This is a genomic window from Microvirga pakistanensis, from assembly GCF_004458765.1.
Lineage (GTDB): Bacteria > Pseudomonadota > Alphaproteobacteria > Rhizobiales > Beijerinckiaceae > Microvirga > Microvirga pakistanensis.
On record NZ_SPJX01000253.1, the window covers coordinates 29,296 to 50,410 of the forward strand.

The following is a 21,115-nucleotide window of genomic DNA, read 5'->3' on the forward strand; positions in this document are numbered from 1 at the left end:
CGCTAGCCTCCCAGCCTCATGGACGCTGTGACGCTGCCCGCCATGCCCGTCCGCTTGATGAAGTAGCGAATCGTGACGGTGATCTCCTCCTCGCGTTCGCCTGAAGGCAGGATATCCACGGCATCGAGGCGAATGCGCGCTTCCATCGCGGCGACTTCGGCAACGATGGCATCGCGGAGCCGCCGCCGCGTCATGGCGGCGTTTGGCTCGTGCAGGTAATCAGCCAATCCGACGCCCCGCTCGCGGGCCAGGAGCAGCTCGCCGGGTCGCGTCATCAGGATGGCGCGGATGGTCTGGCGGACCGACACGTCGAGACTCGGCCAAGTTAGGCGGCCGTCGGCGTCCGGCACCGGCAGTAGCGGCCAGCCCAGCGGTTCTGCGGGAAGGTAGGGCGCGCGGCTCATTCTTCCTCCTCAGTGACAATTGGGAACGGGATGCAGATCTTGATGAAGGGCAGCCAGAAGAACAGGATGTTGAGAAGTTGCAGAAAGATCTGCAGCACGATGAAGGCGCAGATGGTGATGATCGGAATCGAGAATCCGCAGATCATGCCGAAGGAGATGTTGAGATTCTTCTCGGCCTTTCCGTCGATCAGGTTCTCCAGGTTGAGCCTGTCCATGAACTGCTGGATCTGCGGCGGCACCTTGATGGCCACGTCGGGCTTGATCGCGGAGAGATCATCCAGCGCCGGCAGCTCGACCTGATGCGGCGGCGCGCCACCGCTCTCGTACCAAGGCCGGATCGTGTAGCTCTGTGATAAAGGCGACCATAGCACCCTTGGCGGGCAGCCCTCGTGATCGCCGATGCGCATGAAACAACGGACATGGTAGCGGTCGCCGATCGGGCCGAAACGGGTGACCGACGGCGCGAGGCTCGCCCAGCGCGCTCTCATTGCGGTGTAACTGCCCGCGGCGATTGCCGCGAATTGCGAAGCGGAAATCGAAGGCCAGCTGCTGGGTGTGGCGATCGATGCTGGCGCGGTGTCGCGGCGCTCGATGATCACGGCGTTCGCCGCATCAAGCCAGTCGCGCAGGTTGCTCTCGCTGGCACCGGAAATCGCGATGCCGGCAAGTGCCGTCCGCAGGCTCTCCGCATAGGGCTCGCCGGTGAACATGCCGGCCTCCTGTCCGAGCCATGTGAGGGCCGAGCGCAAAGCGCGCAAAGCCGGATCGGCCGGGTTGCGGGCGGTATCCCGCGCGATCACGGTGCCGGTGGGCGGCAGCGGATCGGCGCTTCGGACATCGCGAAGCACGTTCGGAACGCGCTTCTTCACGTCCTCCAGAGTAAAGGGCGGTGGCGGTGGCGTTCCGGGGATGACCGGTCCCGACGTGGTCGGCAGCATCGCGAAATAGATTGTCCGCCCGATCCTCTCAGCGATGTCGGGCGGGACCGGGAACATCGCGTGTGACATCTCGGATATGCCGTCGGCATCGCCGGTGATGCGGGTTCGGAGCGTCAGAGCTCGGTTCGAGCCCGCAAGTCGTTGCCGGCGCAGCTGCGCATCCGGCTCGAACTGCGCCGCCGGCAGCGAGGAGCCTTCCGGCGCGCCGATCCAGCCCAAGGAACTGCCTGCCTCGTCCGAGGCCCAGATCTCGATCCCCTCAGGCGCCGTGGCGCTCGCGGCGACCTCGCGGCGGATGACCATGGAGGATGCCAATACCTTGGCCGGGTCGAGGCGCGGAAAACCGGGGGTGAGGCAGGCGGCGTCCACGACGACGAGGATTGCTTTGCGATGGATATGCTGGTCGACGAGAGGCACCCCGAAACGCTGTTCGAGATCTGACCGTGCCAGGAGGTGATTTTGCCAGTCGTCGCGCCTGAGATCAGTGAAGAAAGCCTGCACTGTGTCGCGGCCCATGTCGTATCGCAAGAGGGTAGGGGCTACCACCTCGGACCGGTTTTGACCGCCGAGCTTCAGTCCGTCCAGCAATGTCGGGTGCTTTACCATATGTTCCCCGCGCCAGGCGTGTAAGTGGTGGAGATCACTGTGTTGGTCTGCATGAGCTCGCACATGACGAAGGCAGAGAAATCCGCTAGCGCGACATCGAAACTGCCGAGCGCCGCGCTTACCTTGAACTGCACGGCCGAGATCTCCACCGTGTGGCTGTCGAGCTTGATCCCCCTGCCATCCATGGTGATCGTGTTGCCGCCGCCCGAAAGTGTGATCGAGCTGCCACCATCGTCGATGACGATCTTATTGCCATGCGCGGTCCTGAGCTCGATCTTCGAGCTGCCGTTTTCCTCGACCATGGCGATGCGGGTGCCGGCCTTGCCCTTGAAGCTCCAGCGGTCCACCGCCTTGCCGGAGCCACCGAGCGAATCCGGGATCGACACGGAACCATCCCAGATCGAGCCGAGCACGACGGGATAGCGATGATCGCCGTTCACGAAGCCCAGCACCACGCGTGAGCCGACATCGGGGATGAGGAAGGCGCCATGCCGGTCGCCGGCAACAGGTACGGCCACCAGCGCCCAGGCGGTGGAGTCCTCTTGTGCATCATTCGTCTTGTCATCTGCCACGGGGCCACGCGACAGGAAGCGCACCTCCACGCGGCTCAGCCCCTCCGGATCATCGACGGCAACGACTTCTCCAAGCTCGATCGCGGACTCGATCGCGGATTGGGCGGCGAAGGCACTCTGCAGCATCACACCCTCCCTAGAAACGCGCTCTCGGCACTGAATTCGGTTAGATAGCCACTTTCGAGGTCGAATACGTGCCGCGCTCGCGTTGTATAGAAATCATTGGAAAAACGTGGTCCTAGGCCAGTCAGCGTTAGCTTCGTTCCGACCCGGATCGCCGAGTTTCCCGTAGCGACTCCCTCAGCGATCAGGAAGCGTCGGACGCGACGGCGGTGCGTCGTATCGGCGATTGCCTGCGCCTCGGCCTTGTTGTTGAAGGCCGTCACCGCAATCCTGTCGAGGCTGTCGGGAAAGGCGTTTCCCACGGCCTCGCCGCCGGTCATGCCAGTGCCCGGACCGAGTTGGCTCTCCACGGCCTCGACCGCCTCGATCCTGCCGGCAAGTATGTCGAAGCCGCTGATCTGAGTCGCAACCCTCTGGTCGGAGAGGTCGGCCGTGACCCTGATCGATTGCAACTGCCGGCCAAGGTCCAAGGTCACCTTGCCGCGGTCGACTGCGGCGCGCGGCGAGACATGGAGCTCCTCGCCGACGACCTGTACGTCAGCGTCATAACGGGCGAGCAGCCGCCTGAGGAAACCGAGATCGGTTTCGTTGAGTTGCTGCTGGGCGTCGACCTCCTCACTGAGTCCGGTGATCACAGGCGTCAACGGCGTGTCGGCCGCTAGCTTCTTGAAGATGTCGCGCAGCGGGCCGGCGGCGAAGCTGCGATTGCGTCGCACCATGCGCCAGGTCATCAAAGCGTCCTCTGCCATCACCCGGATTTTAGGCTGGTCACCATCGGCCACTTCGAGGCTGACGGAGCTGATCATGCCCCGGAAAATCTCGGTCGGTTCACGCGCATCACCGGTCAGGACCCGGATCGTTGCGCCGAGCTTGAAGAAATTCGTCTCGGTGAACTCGAAGGCGAATTCCAGTCCCACGCCTTGATGGTCGGCAGAGTTGCTGAGCACCACTTCAAGTGCGCTCAGGCCGCCTTCCTGCTCACAAACCTCCAGGCTTTCGAGCAGTTCGTTGACCATGAGGTACTGCTCGCCATCAATTTCGAGGACCGGCCGGGTATCGACGATCAAAGCCTTGTAAAGCTGGTCTTCAACCATGCTGGATGCTCCTCAATCGGCACGAAGGCGATCGGCCCGCCACCGCTCGCGTGCCTGAAATTCCCGCCACTGGCGCGCCATGCGTGTCGCGGAGGGCAAGGGCGGAGCTGCCTCCGCCTTCTGCTCGCGCATCGGGCCGATCACCTCGGCTTCAAGCGACTGGATATCGATCTCCGGACGTCGCATGCTCTGCATCAGGCGTCCTCCTTGAACAGGATGTCGGCGAGGTTGATCTCCTTGCCCACACTTGCGATCTGGCCTCCGACACTGGCGCCCGCGCCGGCGCCGAGCGAAATGCCCGCGACGCCGCCGAGCGACACTCCAGCCTCCAGCGAAATGCCGCCGGAAATCTCGCCATCGAAGTCGAATGATACGGATTTGCCGAGAGAAGCGGAGGACATGACAGGGGACACCGGGTTGAGGGCGGCAAACGCGTTCAGTTCGAGGCCATCGCCAAGTACGGCGGAGGCGCTCGCGATCTCCACACCGCCCCCGAAATCGGCGCCGAAGCCGCTTCCCGTCCCGGCGCTGAGTGACGCGCCTGCACTGAGCGACGTGCTGGCCGAAAGTCCGATTCCTGCGGATACGCCCGCAGAAAGGCCGAGATCGAGACCGAACCCCGCATCACCCGACGCGAAAGCCGCGGGAGGGGAGCCGAATTCGATACCGGCACCGGCAAAAGCGGCCGCCCCGCCGCCCAGCGGCGAACCGAAGGCACCGGCAGCGGCCGCGGCATCGAGCGCGGCCGCCGGCTCGGCGACCTCGTCGACCTCCGGGTCGCGGAGGTTCTCGATCCCGTTCGCATTGCCGATGGCTGGTGCGCTATCGGGCCTCCCGGCATCGGAGGCAATATTGCTGACGCTGTCGCCTGATGACACGGGCACGGTCGGCTGCGAGGCGCCGGCGCCAACATCGGCCGTGCCTTTGCCCGCCGCCGGAAAGGCGGCTTCATGCTTGGTCAAGGTCAGGTTGAGGTTCGAACGCAGTGGAATGCCATCGGATGAGAAGTAGTCCAGCGTTTCGGAATAGTCCGTGATGATGCCTTCGAAGGTGAAGGCATTCCATTCGAACAGCGCGACGGACGGCCGCCGCTTGCCTTCTTCGCGCGAGACAACCGCGCCCGGGCGGATCATTTCGGCAATCTGCGCGGTCGTTGTGCGCACATCCGCCCCGGTGAGCGTCGTATCGAACAGCAGTTGCAGGCCCAAAGTGACTTCCGATGCCGAGACGAGCTGCTGCGGCGGCCTTCCCTTGTCGCCCTTCTTGCCAGCCTCCATCGTGTTGCGGATGGTGAGCGTCAGCGTTTCGGGATTGAAATGGACCGGGATCGACCTGCCCTTCTTGGACTTGCCGTTCCTGTCGGTCATCGGCGTAAACTGTGCTAGCTGAGGTGTGCCGTTCATGCGACGCCTCCCGCCATTTTCAGTGACAGTTCCTCATGGACGAAATGCAGTTCCTCCACGCCCACTTCGGATGAAGCTGCGACGTAGGTCGCCGCCTTGAACTTGACCGGCAGCGCATTCTTCATCTGCCAGCGCAACACCTCCTTGCGCATGCCGTCGAACTGGATCACGTCGGCGCGTAGCCTAATCGCCGTCCGGCCCTGGCGGGCGACGAGATCCATCCACGTCCACAGGTCGGGCGCCCGAGTAACGCCACGCTTCAGTATCACAGTGGCGAACTTCACTATGCCGGGACGTTGAATTTCGCCCCAGTTGCGGCCGCCGACTCGGATTGACTTGGGCTCCATCGTCGCCTCAATTCCGGAGACCTCCGAGAAGCGGCCGGAGCAGAGCGGTGTCGCCGACTTGTCCTTGCCAGCCTCGTCGACCTGGTGAAATTCGACCTCGAAATTGAAGACGTGCAGCGGAACGGGCTCGGTCATGCCGGACCTCCCACGCCAATCACCTGTCCCCGATCGCCCGTGATCGGAAGGCGTACGACGATCGATTGGACTGGGATCGTCGGGCGAAAGCGGACTTCAGCGATCAGTCGCCCGTTGTCGAGATCGTCCTGAGTCATCGTGGTGGTGTCGCAGCGCACCGAGTAGCTCGTCGGCGGGCCCTCACCGGCAAGCGCCCCGGCCGCGCGGACCGCCTCCAGCAGTCCCTCCATCGAGGCTGTGATCCGCGCCCAGAGGGACGGTCCGGACGGCTCGAACACGATTGATTGTCCAATCTCGCGCGCCTGCCGGAGGAGCAAGGCCATCAGCCGTGCCACAGGGCCATCAGTCCAGACCGGATCGGCGCTTGTCGTGTAGTCTCCTGACAACCGAAACGTGCCTTGGTGGCGGAAGATGCGGACTGTTCGAATACCCGAAGCAGGCTTCGTCTCGACGCTGCGGAGTGCGGAAAGTGGCAGCGATGCGGCCGAGAGAAACGTGCCTCGTCGCAGCGTGGAGCGCGCCAAGTGCCCGGCGAGAACGGAATCGGGCGGCATCAGCCCTTCCGGCGCGAGTTGAGAGAAGGCAGTGACCAGCCAGCCTTCCGCCACTTGCAGGAACGCGCTGTGTGGCACCGCTGCCGTCGTAGCATCGTTGGTCAGCCGGGGCAGGGCGGCGACGAGGAACTTGTCTCGTTCATATTGGCGCAGCATGCCGATCATGCGATCGATGACGGCCGACCACAGCACCATCGATTCCGCGTCGGCGACTGGCGCAAGAAAGGAGGACGCGGCGGCCTGACCGCCGGGCGACGGGTCCGGCAGACATTCGGCGAAGGTGGCCTCCGGCTCCGGCACGGGCGCTGGCATTGCCGTAAGGCCCGGGCGGGGCGCGACAAGCTCGGGGAGGTCGGGAAGACATAGGAAGGTTGTATCGGCAAGGCCGTAGGCGTGGGCTGGCCCATAGCGGAATTGTGCATCGGCAACCGGTTCCAAGAGCGGCGTCGAAAGCGCGGCGAGCGCCTCTTCGTGGCTGAGCTCGGCCTGCTCGGGCTCCTCCACTACGATCCGGATCAACGCGGCGCGACGTTCCTCGCGCGTGCTGTCATAAGGCAGGGGGTCTCCCATCCGCACGATGACTGCCTGACGTCCGCCCGAGGCGAAGAATTGGCGCACAGCCTGGGCCATGACGCTCGGCACCGTCCGGGCGCTTGCCCGGCGAGCGTCCGGGAAGCCGAGACTCGGATAGGGCAACACTGTCAGCGATCCTGCCCCATGCGAGAGGGGAAGCGCCATCGTCAGGGCGGGACGAGGACCGGAACCGAGCGAGACCTCGATCCGCAGCCCGGCTGCTGCGATCCGTTCGACTAATGCGGCGGGAGTGGCCGGGAGCGGCGTGAGGTCGATTTCGTGGATTTCCCCGTCGATAACGATAAAGAGCGTGGGCGAGACGCCCAATGTGGGCAAGCCGTCAGGAAGATCGCCGCCACGCACTACGGCGCGGGCCTCAACCCGGGCATCCGCGTTGTACAAGGCCTCGAATTCGGCGACATTCCGGATGGTAACGGGGCGGTTCAACAGCGGTCCGGCGCGTGCGGGTTTGGCATCGCTATCGCCGAAGAAGCGGCGAAGCTCGTCCCTGACCGATTGCGGCACCACGGCGCCGGAGCGCTCGGCGATCAGGCCGAAGAAGCAGGTGACGTCCATGCGCGTCGGGTCGGGCTGGTTCGGCAGCGCGTGATCTTCGAAGCGGATGGCAGTCGCAGTCATCGGTTCGGCTCCGGAGCATCGGTGTTATTCGGGCGTGCCGAGTTGCATGAATTCCATCACGTCATAGGCGATCTGCCATTCCTCCATAGCGACTTCCGTGCCGCCGGCGGCGGCCAGGGTCGGGCCGGTATATTTCACCGGAAAGGCTCCCGAGAGCTTCCATTGCTGGACGTCCTGATCGCTTTCGGACTGCATGACGACGCGGATCACGCGCTTGGCCGCCGGTCCCTGGGTCCAGACTTCCTTCATCCAGTCCCAGAAGCTCTTGGAGTCGATGATGCCGCGTTTCAGCGTCACGTTCTCGAACTTATGGACGCCCGGGACCTTTATGACGTGGTTCTGCTTGTCGGCGCCGGTCCGGTATTCTGCGACGGTGACCTCCACGTTCAGGCCACTCACATCGGAGAAGCCGCCCACGATAGCGCCGCTCTCCTCGATCACGTTGAACTTGAAATTGCCATACGGTGCTTCGCGCGCCATGGGTCAGTCCTTTCAGGAGCGTGCATCGGCGGTGGTCTGGCCGATCCGGAAGACAAGGAATTCCGCGGGCTTGATGATCGCCACGCCGACTTCGCAAATCAGGCGCCCGTTATCGAGGTCGTCCTGCGTGATGACGGACCGGTCACAGCGCACGAAATATGCGGTTTCGGGCGTCGCACCGAGCAGGGCGCCATTGCGCCACTGGGTGAACAGGAAGGATGCGACCGCTTCACGAACGTCAGACCAAAGGTCAGGCCCATTGGGCTCGAAGACGGCCCATTGCATGGAGACATAAATCGAGCGCTTTAGGAAATTGAGGAAGCGTCGGTCCGATACATAAACGATCTCTCGGTCCGAGGTCGCGAGCCTGCCGCCATAGACGCGGTTGCCGCGTCCGTTGAGGTAGCGCAGCACGTTGATGCCGATCGGGTTCAGCACCTCCTGGTGGCGTTGGTTGTAATCTCGCTCGAAGCCAATCGCCTCGCGGATGATCTCGTTGGCCGGCGTCTTGTGAACGCCCCGCGTCGCATCATTGCGGGCGAAAATTCCGCAGATATGACCCGAGGGCGGCACAGCGATCTCCCGCTGCACCGCGTCATTGCCGGGGCGGTAGAATGGATTGGCGATCCGCAGCCATGGCGCGTAGAAGGCTGCATAGGTATTGTCGAACTGGCCGCGCGTCCGGCGAAGAGCCGTCATTTCCTGCCCAGGAGGTGGATCGCAGACGGCGATGCGGAAATTCGAGTCTTCCGCATGCGCGATTAGGGCGTTTCGTATTGCGTCGCCCAATGCGCCGTAAGCTGTCGTGCCTGGTGCGGCGACGATCGCAATGTCGTCGACCAGATTTAGGCGCTCAAGGGCATCGGTCATCGTCAGCAGTGCCGGTAGGGTACCGTCATTTCCGCCGGTTAGCCGGATCGTGGCGGTGAGAAGGTCCTCTGTGCTGGCCGTGCCGCTGGCAAACAACGCAGCATGGGTTTCCGCCCCGTTCAGCCCCGCTGTGAGCAGTGCCAGGGGGTCGCCAAGTGGCTCCTCGACCGGATCCGTTACCGTAATCATCTTATGGCCGAAGTAACGGGGATGGCTGGCCGCGAACCCCAGGCCTTCGTAAGAGGTCGACACGCCGTCGACGCTTTCCCAGGCCAGAGACAATGTGACGATATGGTCCGCGTCGGATAGAATGGGAGCCGCGTCGATAGTGTTTGCTCCCGCGGCCCACACGCCGCCGCCTTGGTCGGTATGTTCCCGCCAGCCGGCCGCCGCCGTCGTCTCGCGGATGAAAACACGCCGTGCCACGCCGTCCGTCCCGGCGACGGGCGCGTTCAAAGCAGCGGCATTGAAGCCGAGGGCAGTGAGTGCGGCCACGTTCCCAGGATCCGACAGATCGAGGACCGCGGTGTTGCCGGTCGATTGCGTTGACAGTCTCAGAAAGCCCGTGCCGGCCACCGTGTCGGCCGTCAAGGGGATGCTCGCCGCGGTCAGCAGGCCGTTGAGATCGGATGCCGTGATGGCGTCGAGGCGCGGCAGGCCCGTCCCGGAGGCGACAGTCTGGGGATCCGTGAAACCCAGAAGCGCCAGCTGGTTGACGGCGACGGTGACCGCAGATCCGACGGCATTCGATCGGATGGCGAGATTGTTGCCGTTCAGGACACATGATCCATTGGCAAGCGCGGCCGTAATCTCGTCGCGGATTGCCGTCCGAGCCCGCCCCTGTCCCTCCGCGATCGGCGCTGCCTGGGTGAGGCCATCAATCGAAACCGTCAAGACCACGCCTGCGGGCACGTCAATACTGGTGGGCACTGGTCCCGCTGCCTCGGCGGTCGCCGGCGTCGCGTTGAAGGTGATCGTCTGTGCCGCCGCACCGTTGACTCTGATGGCAAGCGTCGCGCCCGCTCCGACAGCACCCACCCTCGCGGTGGCGGCGACCCGGGCGGGCAATGCCGCGACACCTCGGGTACGCGCCAGCGTCCCGACCGATGAAACCGCCAGAGTCACGTCGGTTGCCGGCGTGGCGATTTCGGAAATCGTTACGGTGCCGTTCGCGCCCGATCCGGGAAACCGCGAGCGCAGAATGAGGTGACGCGCATCGGCCGGCGTGGCGCCGACCAGTGCCGCCCTCGCAAAACCGTCGCTGCCGCCGGCAAGGAAAGCCCGGGAAATGTAAAGCCGCCGGCCACCTTCGTGGAAATACCCGCGGACAGCCAATGTCAGGTAATTGCGTGCGGGAGCGCCTCCGAGGCCGGAGATGTCGTAATCAGCAAGGCCGCCGTATAACCGCTCGAACTCACTAAAGCTGGTGACGAGCCGCGGTGGCCCTTCGATCGGCCCGTTGCGGGTTATCCCGACGAATCCCGTGGTGCTGGTGCCAACTCCCTGGATGGATGCGGCACGGAAACTTGTCTCTATCGGATAGACGCCAGGGGCAAGCAATTCGACCATCGTGATTTCCCCACTGCAGTGCGCCCGTGCGGCGCGGTTGTGCCATCAGCTCAAATCGATCGTTAACGCGACGGAGACCATGCGCCCGGCGGTCAACTGGACGCCGGTTTCACTTGTCATCCGGATGCCTGCTCCTCCGGCTGCGAGATCGACCGGATCCACGGGCCAGCGGCGATCGGCATAAGCCTGAGCGCGAATGTCGGTCGCGGTTTCTGCGGTCACGACCTGATCGTCGTCGGTCCGTGTCGGATCATTTTCGACTTCACGCAGGCTTGGTAGGCCAGGAACCGCCACCAGTGCCTGCCCGCGGTTGTTGGTAATGCTCCAGCCCAAGCGAGCGGCATCCCCACTCGTTGGAAGCACTTCCACCAAGGCACCGCGAACCGGCTGGCCATCCTGATCGACGACGTGGGCCATCACGCTGGCCCAGCTTGGCGAAAGATCCCTCGCCGCGCTCGGCGGCAAGGAAACTTCGATCGGAACCATAAGGTCGCGTACGTCGTTGGCGGGATCCCAGCGCCGGGGCAGACGGATCGATCCCGCTGCTGGAAGGTAACGGCCCGCAGGATCCTCGATCTCGAAAGCAAAGGAGCGTGACTCGGAGACGGGCGTTGTAGGCGGCGCATCGAAGGCGGCAATGTGGCCTTCAAGCCCCTCAGCCTCGACAATGGCATAAGCGCCGGAACGCGTTCGCTGGAAGGCGAGACCCGGCCCGCGAATGTTCAGCAAGCCCTGGATTGCAGCACCGGTCACCGCATCAACGGCACGGATCGCTGCCATAATGCGCCGGTCAACTCGCTCAACCATCGACGAGACTCCTTTCCTCCCGGATGTCGAAACGATGCGCGACGACCGGGCCTGCGGTGGGAGGTACCGGGTTTTCGATCCGCACGACGCGTGCCACATAGCTGGTAGAGAGACGATACGAGGGCGTCACGGCGTCCCAGATGCGCATCATATCTTCATGGGACAGCTCTGACGGGCTTACTTGAATGGTCTCATCCGGGCGCCAGAAGGAGGCATGCACCAGGCGTCCGCGATCTAAGCTCGGGGCGGCGTGCAACTCCCGCATGGCCCAGGTCATCATTGTCTGCTCTGTCGCAACCGCACGGCTCCAGGCAGTCAGAAGATAATGGAGCTCTAAGCTGAGCGGTCGGCTTCGGGAGATACCTGGCGTGCGGCTGTCGGCGGCTGTACGTAGCAGCTTGTCGATACCAACCCTATACAGGTATAGCGTTACCTGGTTTCCATCGGGAGAAAAGTTGTTGGCCAGTTCTGTCGAGGACAATTGGGTGAACGAGCAATCTTGGAGGACCCGCTGCTCTGCCGGCAGGCCGGCCTCGATTTGGCGCTGCAGCTGATAGGCGTCGCTGAGATAGCGAACAATACTCTCACCGACCGAATGGACTGCGCCAACTCCCGCCATAGCCTCTGCCTTCCACGATTTCCTGCAGAGACTTGCACGACGAAATCACATGCTGATCACGGTTCCGTCACAGGCGGGGTGTATCGGAGACGCCGGAGGAACGGCGTTTTATCCCTGGAATGTTCTCAGCCGGGATTAGCAGAAGGTGCGTCCGAAGACTGGCAACGAGTAGGTAGATGGTGTAAGCTCATCTCAAGGAAGGACCTGCGATCGACGCTGGCCCCAAGTCATGCGCGAGCGGTCGTGAGACCTCTCATGAAGCGTTGACACAGGAGCGCGTAGGTCAGTCATTGAACCGCGACGCGGAAGCCTCTCGGATGCCGACGTTCGTCTTTTGGGCGGAAGGCAGTATGACCCGACACGATCACGCGAGAGCTGGTTCGACCCGACGTGATCCGAAACCTAGCCAAAGCGGACGCTCCTTGAGGCCTGCGTAATGTGGTGGGTCGCCTAATCGCGGGCACTTTGCGAGCTTTTTCCAACAACTCATCCGCTTGGAATATAATTGGGACGAGGGAGCCCTGAGCAAAGCCGTGATCGGGTATGGTTCTTTGGCGTGCCGAATGCAGGGATGCCGGGGCAGGAGCGTCTTCGCGGTTGACATCAGCCGCCCTATGATGGGCTTCCCCAGGCCAAATGATCCCATGTCGATGACGTAGTCCGTCTCATTGATTTGCGGGTGAACCGCCTCGGAGGGAGTTATTCTGCCCGTGTTACGGCAGGGGATTCGCGGCGCATCCAGACGGGATGCGGACCGATGGCTGCTGGCACTTGGGGCCAGCATGAGGGAGAGGCTATACAGGGAAGGCCATTAGCCCCATCGAGCGATCGATGTGCTGACGGGATAACTGGACACCAGCATCACGTGCACGGTGAGGGCGAGTTTCCGCGCTACGGCAACCGCTGCGCGCTTGGAGTCAAGCTTGTCCTTGAGCGTGAGACCCAAGTGCGGAGGCCACATTCGTGATTGATACGCGGAGCATCACAGTCTCGGCCTCATACGGCACATCTCGGTCCAATATTGTGATAGATCTCACAGACCTTGCGCTGAAGTCATGTTAAGATCTCGCTTTCAAAGCAGGTCGGAGCACATCAATGGCTGGGTACCTCTTGAAATTGATGGGGCCGGTAAGCCTCACGCACATGAACGATAACGGTGGCATCTCCGAAATCAATCTCTCCAGAACCAGTCAGGGCCTTCTGGCATATGTGGCACTGCATAGTTCGAAGGCGTCCATTTCGCGTGAAGCAGTTGCAGAAGCGCTGTGGCCCGAAACACCGCCGGAGAAATCGCGCAGCAATCTCAGCACTGCGCTTTGGCGCTTGAGGAACTCGGTCCGCAACCCTGATAGGGAAGAGCCGCTTATTGACAAGGGAAACCGGATAGCCATTGCTCCGAAGAGCGTGCTTTGCGTTGACGTGCATCAGTTGGCCGAGCACACCCAGGCGCTTACCCTCGCCGAAATCGATACTTGGGACACTGCCGACGTCGCCACATTAGAGTCGGCCGTCAGCGCGCGGCGGGGCAATTTCTTGGATGGTGTGGAAGGAGAGTGGACTTATACTGCTCGGCAGACCTGTGCTGATATCTATGAGGCTGGACTGGAGGCTCTGATACGCTTCCACCGCCATCGCGGAAACCTGAAACGCTCGATCGACGCCGCCCGCCAGATTGTCAATGACGACCCCTATCGCGAGGATATCCATGCCATGCTAGTCGAGCTCTATGCGCTGAGGGGACAGCGCAGCCGGGCAATCGCGCAATATGTGAATTGCCGAGATCTCTTGCGCAGCGAGCTGGGCGTGAGACCAGGTGAGGCGCTGAGGGCTAGGCTGCACGATGCAGTTGGGCACAAGGGGCTGTCGAATCCGGAATTCCACGAGATCGTCCGCACGATGAACCAGACGATCGGCCTGCTTGCACGCCATCTCGACGATCTCCGTAATCTGATGGACGATAGGTAAGCTCGTTTAGGGGCACCTTCAGGTTAACCCGCAGGCGACCTGATGGCGGTATATGTGAGGTATGGATCGAGCCCATAATCCTAACTATGCCTGCCACCGCTTCCCGGCGATAGTTGAGGTGACACGGGCGAAGTGGTCCAGCCGCTGTGTTAGTCTGGCCGGCAAATTTCCTTGGGGCTCGGGAGGTTTGTCATGCGCAAGAAGCGGTTCTCGGTGGAGCAGATCGTGGCGGTTCTGAAGCAGGCGAAGCTCGGTCTGCCGGTGGCCGACCTGATCCGCTAGATCGGCATCTCGGAGCAGACGTTTTACCGCTGGAAGAAGCAGTACGCGGGCCTGGAGTCGGATCAGGTCCACGAGCTTAAGCAGGTGGTCGAGGAGAATGCCCGGCTCAAGCGGCTGGTGGCCGAGCTCAGCCTCGACAAAGCCGTGCTGCAGGATGTGCTGTCAAAAAAGTTCCCCGGCCCGCGCTCCTGAAGCAGGTGGTGCGCTACGTGCAAGCGTCCCACGGCTACAGCGAGCGGCGGGCCTGTGCCCTGACACGCCAGCATCGCTCGACCCAGCGCAAGCCGCTGATCAAGGATCCGCGTCTCGCGCTGCGTCAGCGCATGCACGAGATTGTCCGCACGCGGGTGCGGTACGGCTACCGGCGGGTGCACATTCTGCTCAAGCGCGAGGGCTGGTCAGCCGGTCGCAATCTCGTCTACCGGCTCTACTGCGAGGAAGGACTGGCCTTGCGCAGCAAGCAGCCGCGGCGGCGCAAGATGGTCGTCCAACGCCAGGCCCGCTGCCAGCCTAAGCAACCCAACGAGGCCTGGAGCCTCGACTTCGTCCACGATGCGCTCAGCACCGGGCAGACGTTCCGGGCCCTGACGGTGATGGACGTGTTCACGCGCGAGGGGCTGGCGATCGAGGTCGGGCAGCGTCTGCGCGGAGAACACGTAGTGGAGGTGCTCAATCGCCTGGTGCGCCAGCGCGGGGCACCCCAGTACCTGTTTGCCGACAATGGCGCCGAGTTCACCGGCCATCTGGTCGACCTGTGGGCCTACCACCATGGCACCCGCATGGATTTCTCCCGGCCCGGCAAGCCGACGGACAACGCCCATATCGAGACGTTCAACGGCAGTTTGCGGGACGAGTGCCTGAACCTGCACTGGTTCGAGACCATCGCGGAGGCCAAGCGGATCATCGAGGCTTGGCGGAGGGACTACAATGAGAGCCGTCCTCACATGACGCTTGGAAACAGAACGCCACAGGAATATGCTTTGCAGATAAGCGCTTCGCTGCTGGCGCAGGGCTCAGGAGCCGGCGAAAGCTAACGCTGGGCCTGGACCACCAAACCCAAGCGCTTCACCAGTCCGGTGCTCTAATACAGCGGCTGGACCACTTCGGCCATGTCACCTCAATCAGGCGCTACCTCATCTCAGCAGAGCTGCAGTATCCTCGAGAGTGGCCTTGAAGCGCCGCACCATGTCGTGGACCTGATCCTCGGAGATGATGAGCGGGGGGCAGAACGCAATCACGTCGCCGATGGCGCGGATGATCAGCCCATGCTCATGCGCCCGGGAGAATACCTGTCCGCCGACCTTTCCGACCGGATCGAACCGGGCCTTTGTGGCCTTGTCGGCCACCAGTTCCACGGCTGCGATCAACCCAACGCCCCGGACCTCGCCCACGAGCGGGTGGTCCGCCAGCCTGCGCAGTTCGGCCTGCATCACCTCGCCGACCCGGCGCGCGTTCTCGACGAGGTTCTTCTCCTCGATGATATCGAGGTTCTCCAGCGCGACTGCGGCCGGGACAGGATGCCCGGACGCGGTAAAGCCGTGGCCGAACGTGCCGATCCTGGCAGAGTTGTCGGCGATGCTGTCATAGAGCTCCTGGCTGATCATCACCGCCGCCAAGGGCTGGTAGGACGACGTCAGCTGCTTCGACAGCACCAGGATGTCGGGCTCGATCCCGTAATAGTCACATGCGAACATCGTCCCCAGACGGCCGAAGCCGTTGATCACCTCATCCGCCACGACCAGGACATCGTACTTCCGGCAGACCGCCTGGATCTTCTCCCAATAGGTGGCGGGTGGCGGCATCACGCCGCCGGCGCCCATCAGCGGCTCGCCGATGAAGGCCGCTACGGTATCCGGCCCCTCCTCGAGGATGACCGTCTCGAGTTCCGCAGCCAGACGGTCGGCGAACGCTTCCTCGCTTTCGCCCGGCTCCGCATACCGGTAGTGGTGGGGACAGGTCACGTGCCGCACGGGGACGAACGGCAGATCGAAGTCGCGCTGGTTGCCGGGGAGCCCGGTGAGACTGCCCGATGCGATGGTGATGCCGTGATAGGCATTGGTCCGGGAGATGAACTTCTTTTTCTGGCGCAGGCCGCGGGAATTGTTGTAGTACCACGCCATCTTGACCACGGTGTCGTTGGCCTCGGAGCCCGAATTGGTGAAGAAGGCGCGCCTGAGCCGGTCCGGCGTCATCTTCACTAGGCGCTCCGCCAGCAGGACGGAGGGCTCGTTCGTCTTGTGGGAGAACGTGTGGTAGTAGGGCAGCTTGCCCATCTGGCGGCTCGCCGCCTCGACGAGGCGCTTCTCACCGAAGCCCACGGCAACGCTCCACAACCCTGCCAGACCCTCGATGTAGCGGTTGCCCTGGTCGTCATAGACGTAGATGCCCTCACCCCGGTCGATGACGATGGGCCCGATCTCCTCATGCCGCCGGGCGTTGGTCACGGGATGGAGCACGTATTCCACGTCCCGCGCGTAGATCGAGTTCGGGTGTCCACGCATGATCTTTCAAGTCCTTGATAAGGCGGCGCCCCGCACCTGAGTGTCCTGTGCAGCCTCCTGAGGCGGAGGGCAGGCCTCGTGCAGCCGCCAACTGGCAGGTTATACGCCGCCCAGCAGTATCGCTAGGGCTCGGTACGGTCGGGGGCGGAATGAGATCCGCCCCCGTCGCGTTCTCAGTTCGAAGGACGCGAGGCGGCGGCTGCCTCGGCGACCCAGCCGTCGAAGACCTTCTGGTTCTGCTCGATCCAGGTGTCGGCCACCTTCTTGATGTCGCGGTTGTTCTTCGCGCCCTTGTTGATGGCGCCTTCCCACGAGGCCCAGGTTTCGATCGGCCACTTCGCGACCTCGAAGAGCTTCTTAGCAGAAGGATTCTCCTGGACGAACTTGCGGCTCGCCACCGTTCTCCAGTTCCAGGAGCCAACGGTCATGCGGCAGGGATCCTGCCCTCCGGCACATCCTACCACGCCCTTCACGAGATGACCGCCGCTGTTGGAGACCCCGCTCGGGAGAGCGTCATAGGGAATGGGCAGCCAGACCACGTCCTTGCCCGGCACCAGACCGTCCACGACCCATGACGGGCTCCAGGTGTAGTAGAGGACGGGTTCGCCGCGGCGGGCGCGCGCGAAGACGTCTGCCATGAGCGCCTCGTATTTGGCGCGGACGGACCGAACCGTGTCCGTGAGGCCGAATTTTTCGATCTGGAAATCGACGACGTCGCCGCAGCTCCAGCCGGGATCGCAGTTATGCAGGTTTGCCTTGCCATCTCCGTCGGTATCGAAGAGGGCTGCAATCTTGGGATCCTTCAGCTGCTCGAAATTCGTGATCTTGTGAGCGTCCGCCGTCTTCTTGTCGATCACATAGCCGTTGATGCCGCCGCCGATGATGGAGCCGTCGCCGACAAGGGTCAGCTGCTGCTCGACCTGCTTGAAGGCCGGCTCGCGCTGGGGCCAGTTGATGTCGGACGAAACATCCAGATCGCCCTGGGCAGCGGCCTGGAAGAAGGTGGCAATGCCAAGATTCTTGACGGTCGTCTTGTAGCCGAGCTTCTCCAGAGCGGCGAGCAGGATGTAATCCTGTACGTAGTTAGCGCCAAGGCTGTCCGACTGGGCGAACCGGACCGTCTTCCCTGCTCCGGGCTGTCCCTGCGCGAAGGCGCTTGGAATCGCCGGGGCCAGCATAAGTGTCAGGGCCACTCCCGAGGCCAGCTTCGTCCATGATTTGAGCTTTGTTCTCATTGTGAGATCCCTTTGGTTTATGTCCTCTGCTTCTTAGGGCGAACGCATCCTTGTTCGCCCTGGAACTCGTATCGTCAGCTCCCCGGGTGCGCGGCCCGGCGCGAATCTGCGAGGTCGCCGCTGTTGTCGAGGTTCATCCTCTCGCTGCGGACGAGACGGAGCAGTGCCGCAGTCAGCGGCCGGCGTCCGCCCGGGCTGGCTTTCGCGAGAGATTGCGTGATGCGGTCGAGCATGATGGCCAGCAGGACGATGGCGATGCCTCCCACGGCGGCACGTCCGACATCGAGGCGTCCAAGACCCTGCAGAACCACAAGCCCCAAGCCTTCGGCCCCGATCATGGCGACGATGACGGACATGACCATGGCCGTGAGAACCGTCTGGTTCAGTCCGCCCAGGATTGTCGGCGTGGCCAGCGGCAGCTGGATCTCCCAGAGCAGCTGGCGACTGGTCGCGCCGAAAGCGAGGCCGGCCTCCACCGTCTCCGTGTTGACCATCCGTATGCCGAGGTTCGTGAAACGGATCAGAGGGGGCAGAGCCGCAACGATCACCGCGACCTCGCCGGGCACGGTCCCGACGCCGAACAGCATCACGACGGGAACGAGATAGACGAAGCTCGGTGTCGTCTGCATGACGTCGAGGACCGGCCTGGTGATGTTCCAGGCCCTGTCGCTCCGGGCGCAGAGAATGCCCATGGGAATGCCGATGATGACGCACAGGACGATGGCGGTCGCGATCAGCGCGAGGGTCGTCATGGCCTCCTGCCAGACGCCGATGAACCCGATGAAGGTCAGCGAGACGGCACAGAAGAAGGCGATACCGCGCGTCGAGAGCCGCCAGGCGATCAAGGAGAAAAGAATGACGAAGATCGGGAAAGGAATGGTCTGAAGCAGGTGCTCGAACGAAGCGAGGAGGGTTTCGACCGGCCATTTGATGACCGTGAAGAACGGCCTGAAATGAAGAGCCGTCCACTGGACAGCCGCCTGGATCCACTCGTCGATAGGAAGGATGTAGAGATCGTCGGGATTGAACATCAGGGATGGATCCCCTTGGGCTGTGCCGTTGCGGGTTGGGAGGCGATGCACGCAAGAAGCTGGGACGGATCCACGCGTCCGCGATACTTCCCTTCATCGTCGACCACGGCAACCGGGCGGTTGCCTCTGCAAGCGCCGGCAACCTCGATCAGTTTGGCGCTCGCGCTGACAGTGGCGAAGTTCTGCGACAGGGCGCCCCCATTCAACGGAGCTCCCACGTGGATCCGGGCTCCCTCCTCCGAGATCACGCCGAGGATCCGGCCCTGAGGATTGATGACGAACCGCCCTGGGGCCGCTGCGCCTCCTGCCTCGAGGGATCCCTTAGTGTCCATGATCAGAGGATGCTCCTCGACCATGGCTGCCGTCGCGTCGAAAACCCGGGCTCGGTCAATGTCACGGGTAAAAGCCGCCACATAATCGTTTTGCGGCGCCGCAACGATTTCCTGAGGCGTTCCCTCCTGGACCACGGCGCCGTCGGACATGATGGCGATCCGGTTCCCGAGCTTCAGGGCTTCCTGGAAGTCATGGGTGATGAACAGGATCGTCTTCTGCAGGACCCGCTGCAACCGCAGAAGCTCGTCCTGCATCTCGCCGCGGATCAAGGGATCCAGCGCGCTGAAGGCCTCGTCCATGATGAGGACATCGGCGTCGGTGGCCAGGGCGCGGGCCAGGCCCACGCGCTGGCGCATTCCTCCGCTGAGTGCGCTGGGATACTTGTTCTCCCAGGCCGAAAGACCGACGATGGACAACACCTCGCGGGCCTTATTGCGACGCACATCGATGGGAACGCCGCGCAGCTTGAGGCCGAATTCCGCATTCTCCAGGACGGTGCGGTTCGGAAGAAGGGCGAAATGCTGAAACACCATCGAGATGCGGGTGCGGCGGATCTCGCGCAGCTGCGCGTCGTTGGCTTTCAGCATGTTCTCGCCGTCGAGGAGGATCGAACCTGCACTGGGCTCGATGAGGCGATTGATGCATCGGGCAAGCGTGGACTTGCCCGATCCCGAAAGACCCATGATCATGAAGATCGAGCCGGCAGGAACTTCGATGTTCACATCGTTGAGAGCAACCACATGCCCCGTGGTGGCTAGTACGGCATCCTTGCCGGAGCCAGCCGCCAGCATGTCGAAGGCCCGCTTCGGAGCATCCCCGAAGATCTTGTAAAGACGCTCAATCCTGATCCGGTTCAATGCGCGTGTCCTTACCTTCTGTCGTAATGGTATGCTGAAAACAGGCTCTCAAGAACAAGCTGGCAAGGCAATATTACGCTTTTGAATTCGGAGGGCGTCTTCCCTCGATTTCTAGGAACAAAGTGGTGGCTTATGCTCCGTTCGGGAGCAAGCCTCTCCGCCTCCGATCCGGCATCGTCCCGATGGGCTGAAATTTGAGGGTACGATGTTTGTTCTGGACAGGCCGGCATTGATCATCGTTGACATGCAGAACGACTTCGTCCGCAACGGCGCACCGTTCGAGGTTCCGAACGCCATTGCAACGGTGCCGAGGATCCAGGCCCTTGCAACCCTGTTCCGTAACCTTTCGCTTCCGGTGATCTACACGCGCTACATCGCCGACGATCTCTACCTCCCGCTCCAGGGGCGCCTGTCCTGGATCGCGAAGCTCAAGCCGCCGGTGCAAGCCTGTGTGCCTGGCGTGTTCAGGCAGTACGGCGATGCGGCCGGGGAACGGGAGACGACGGCGATCATCGACGAACTCGCACCGCGGCCGGACGACCTGATCGTCGACAAGATCTATTTCAGCGCCTTTCATCTCACCGATCTCGGTCAGAGGCTCAGGGCCATGAGCGTCAGTTCCTTAGTGATTACGGGAACCGTGACGGAGATGTGCGTGGAAGACACAGCGCGCCATGCAGTCCATTTCGGCTTTCCGACGGCGGTTGTCTCCGACGCCGTCTCGTCTAACGACGACATGGGCCATGCCGCCGCTCTGTCCGCATTCGATCGGAATTTCGGCTGGGTGCTCACGACCGAGCAGGTCGCCGGCATGGTCGCAGGCGCGCCGGGTCTGGGCGCCGGCTCCCTCGCCGCCTCATCGTAGAGGCGAGAAGTCGGTCGGGACCAGAATCCGGTTTTCCATTGTGTCGATATTCTCCGAAAGCCTCGGAGTGAATGCCTGCCAAGCGGGATCCGCCGCCAGCCGTTCCCGCCGCTCGGCGCGATCCTTGAGATCGGCGTATCCCCACCAGTGGACCACATGGTTCAGCGGACCGATATCCGTCTGGAAGTAGCCAATCAGGTTTCCGAGAATAGGCTGCTGGATCGCCAAGCCCTCCTCGCGAACCAGACGGAGATAAGTGGCCAGACGGCCAGGTCTGATGCGATAGATTCTCTCTTCGATGATCATGAAACGA

The 21,115-nt window shown here is 62.8% G+C and carries 19 protein-coding genes and 1 pseudogene; 3 read left to right on the forward strand and 17 right to left on the reverse strand.

Annotation, left to right across the window (positions count from 1 at the left end; genetic code table 11):
* Positions 1-2: 2 nt before the first annotated feature.
* The 12 genes from E4K09_RS14505 to E4K09_RS14560 form a co-directional block, all read right to left on the reverse strand.
* Entirely contained in the window at positions 3-404 is a 402-nt protein-coding gene (locus E4K09_RS14505) for a GPW/gp25 family protein (RefSeq protein ID WP_134498157.1), read from the reverse strand.
* Positions 401-1,858, reverse strand: coding sequence for a hypothetical protein (locus E4K09_RS14510; protein WP_134498159.1), 1,458 nt, complete (start codon positions 1,856-1,858; stop codon positions 401-403). Before E4K09_RS14510 ends, E4K09_RS14505 begins: the two co-directional genes overlap by 4 nt.
* Positions 1,859-1,941: 83 nt before the next feature.
* Positions 1,942-2,646 (reverse strand): phage baseplate assembly protein V, encoded by a 705-nt coding sequence (locus tag E4K09_RS14515; protein ID WP_134498161.1) that lies wholly within the window; start codon positions 2,644-2,646, stop codon positions 1,942-1,944.
* Positions 2,646-3,737: a phage late control D family protein gene (locus E4K09_RS14520; RefSeq protein WP_134498163.1), complete on the reverse strand. Its 1,092-nt coding sequence runs from the start codon at positions 3,735-3,737 to the stop codon at positions 2,646-2,648. The genes E4K09_RS14515 and E4K09_RS14520 overlap by 1 nt, the downstream gene beginning before the upstream one ends.
* Positions 3,738-3,749: 12 nt before the next feature.
* Positions 3,750-3,932 (reverse strand): hypothetical protein, encoded by a 183-nt coding sequence (locus E4K09_RS14525; RefSeq protein WP_134498165.1) that lies wholly within the window; start codon positions 3,930-3,932, stop codon positions 3,750-3,752.
* Complete coding sequence (locus tag E4K09_RS14530) at positions 3,932-5,140, reverse strand: CIS tube protein (RefSeq protein ID WP_342211354.1); 1,209 nt, start codon at positions 5,138-5,140, stop codon at positions 3,932-3,934. Before E4K09_RS14530 ends, E4K09_RS14525 begins: the two co-directional genes overlap by 1 nt.
* Entirely contained in the window at positions 5,137-5,622 is a 486-nt protein-coding gene (locus E4K09_RS14535; RefSeq protein WP_134498169.1) for a phage tail protein, read from the reverse strand. Before E4K09_RS14535 ends, E4K09_RS14530 begins: the two co-directional genes overlap by 4 nt.
* Positions 5,619-7,388 (reverse strand): phage tail sheath family protein, encoded by a 1,770-nt coding sequence (locus tag E4K09_RS14540; RefSeq protein ID WP_134498171.1) that lies wholly within the window; start codon positions 7,386-7,388, stop codon positions 5,619-5,621. Before E4K09_RS14540 ends, E4K09_RS14535 begins: the two co-directional genes overlap by 4 nt.
* Before the next feature lie 24 nt (positions 7,389-7,412).
* A complete protein-coding gene (locus E4K09_RS14545; RefSeq protein WP_134498173.1) occupies positions 7,413-7,868 on the reverse strand; it encodes a phage tail protein in 456 nt (151 codons plus the stop codon).
* A gap of 12 nt (positions 7,869-7,880) precedes the next feature.
* Positions 7,881-10,307 carry a phage tail sheath subtilisin-like domain-containing protein gene (locus E4K09_RS14550; protein WP_134498176.1) on the reverse strand — a complete coding sequence of 809 codons (2,427 nt, stop codon included), beginning with the start codon at positions 10,305-10,307 and terminating at the stop codon, positions 7,881-7,883.
* Between the two features lie 45 nt (positions 10,308-10,352).
* On the reverse strand, positions 10,353-11,114 hold the full coding sequence (locus E4K09_RS14555) for a hypothetical protein (protein WP_134498178.1): 762 nt from the start codon (positions 11,112-11,114) through the stop codon (positions 10,353-10,355).
* Entirely contained in the window at positions 11,107-11,733 is a 627-nt protein-coding gene (locus tag E4K09_RS14560; protein WP_134498180.1) for a Pvc16 family protein, read from the reverse strand. Before E4K09_RS14560 ends, E4K09_RS14555 begins: the two co-directional genes overlap by 8 nt.
* Positions 11,734-12,828: 1,095 nt before the next feature.
* On the opposite strand from E4K09_RS14560, the gene E4K09_RS14565 reads away from it, so the two are divergent.
* Both E4K09_RS14565 and E4K09_RS14570 read left to right on the forward strand, forming a co-directional pair.
* Positions 12,829-13,698 carry an AfsR/SARP family transcriptional regulator gene (locus E4K09_RS14565; protein WP_134498182.1) on the forward strand — a complete coding sequence of 290 codons (870 nt, stop codon included), beginning with the start codon at positions 12,829-12,831 and terminating at the stop codon, positions 13,696-13,698.
* 192 nt (positions 13,699-13,890) lie between these two features.
* Positions 13,891-15,014: pseudogene (locus E4K09_RS14570) on the forward strand (IS3 family transposase).
* Positions 15,015-15,113: 99 nt separating this feature from the next.
* Here E4K09_RS14570 and E4K09_RS14575 read toward each other — a convergent pair.
* The 4 genes from E4K09_RS14575 to E4K09_RS14590 all read right to left on the reverse strand — a co-directional run bounded on the left by E4K09_RS14575 (position 15,114) and on the right by E4K09_RS14590 (position 19,937).
* Positions 15,114-16,481: an aspartate aminotransferase family protein gene (locus tag E4K09_RS14575; protein WP_134498184.1), complete on the reverse strand. Its 1,368-nt coding sequence runs from the start codon at positions 16,479-16,481 to the stop codon at positions 15,114-15,116.
* A 173-nt stretch (positions 16,482-16,654) separates the two neighbouring features.
* On the reverse strand, positions 16,655-17,716 hold the full coding sequence (proX, locus tag E4K09_RS14580) for a glycine betaine/L-proline ABC transporter substrate-binding protein ProX (protein ID WP_134498186.1): 1,062 nt from the start codon (positions 17,714-17,716) through the stop codon (positions 16,655-16,657).
* Positions 17,717-17,790: 74 nt separating this feature from the next.
* A complete protein-coding gene (locus E4K09_RS14585; protein ID WP_134498188.1) occupies positions 17,791-18,747 on the reverse strand; it encodes an ABC transporter permease in 957 nt (318 codons plus the stop codon).
* Complete coding sequence (locus E4K09_RS14590; RefSeq protein ID WP_244610505.1) at positions 18,747-19,937, reverse strand: quaternary amine ABC transporter ATP-binding protein; 1,191 nt, start codon at positions 19,935-19,937, stop codon at positions 18,747-18,749. Before E4K09_RS14590 ends, E4K09_RS14585 begins: the two co-directional genes overlap by 1 nt.
* A gap of 205 nt (positions 19,938-20,142) precedes the next feature.
* Between E4K09_RS14590 and E4K09_RS14595 the strand changes: the two genes are divergently transcribed.
* The gene (locus E4K09_RS14595) at positions 20,143-20,802 is read left to right on the forward strand and encodes a cysteine hydrolase family protein (RefSeq protein WP_134498190.1); all 660 of its coding nucleotides are present in this window, start codon (positions 20,143-20,145) and stop codon (positions 20,800-20,802) included.
* Here E4K09_RS14595 and E4K09_RS14600 read toward each other — a convergent pair.
* The gene (locus E4K09_RS14600) at positions 20,794-21,108 is read right to left on the reverse strand and encodes an NIPSNAP family protein (protein ID WP_134498192.1); all 315 of its coding nucleotides are present in this window, start codon (positions 21,106-21,108) and stop codon (positions 20,794-20,796) included. The two genes, E4K09_RS14595 and E4K09_RS14600, sit on opposite strands and share 9 nt — an antisense overlap.
* Between the last annotated feature and the right edge of the window lie 7 nt (positions 21,109-21,115).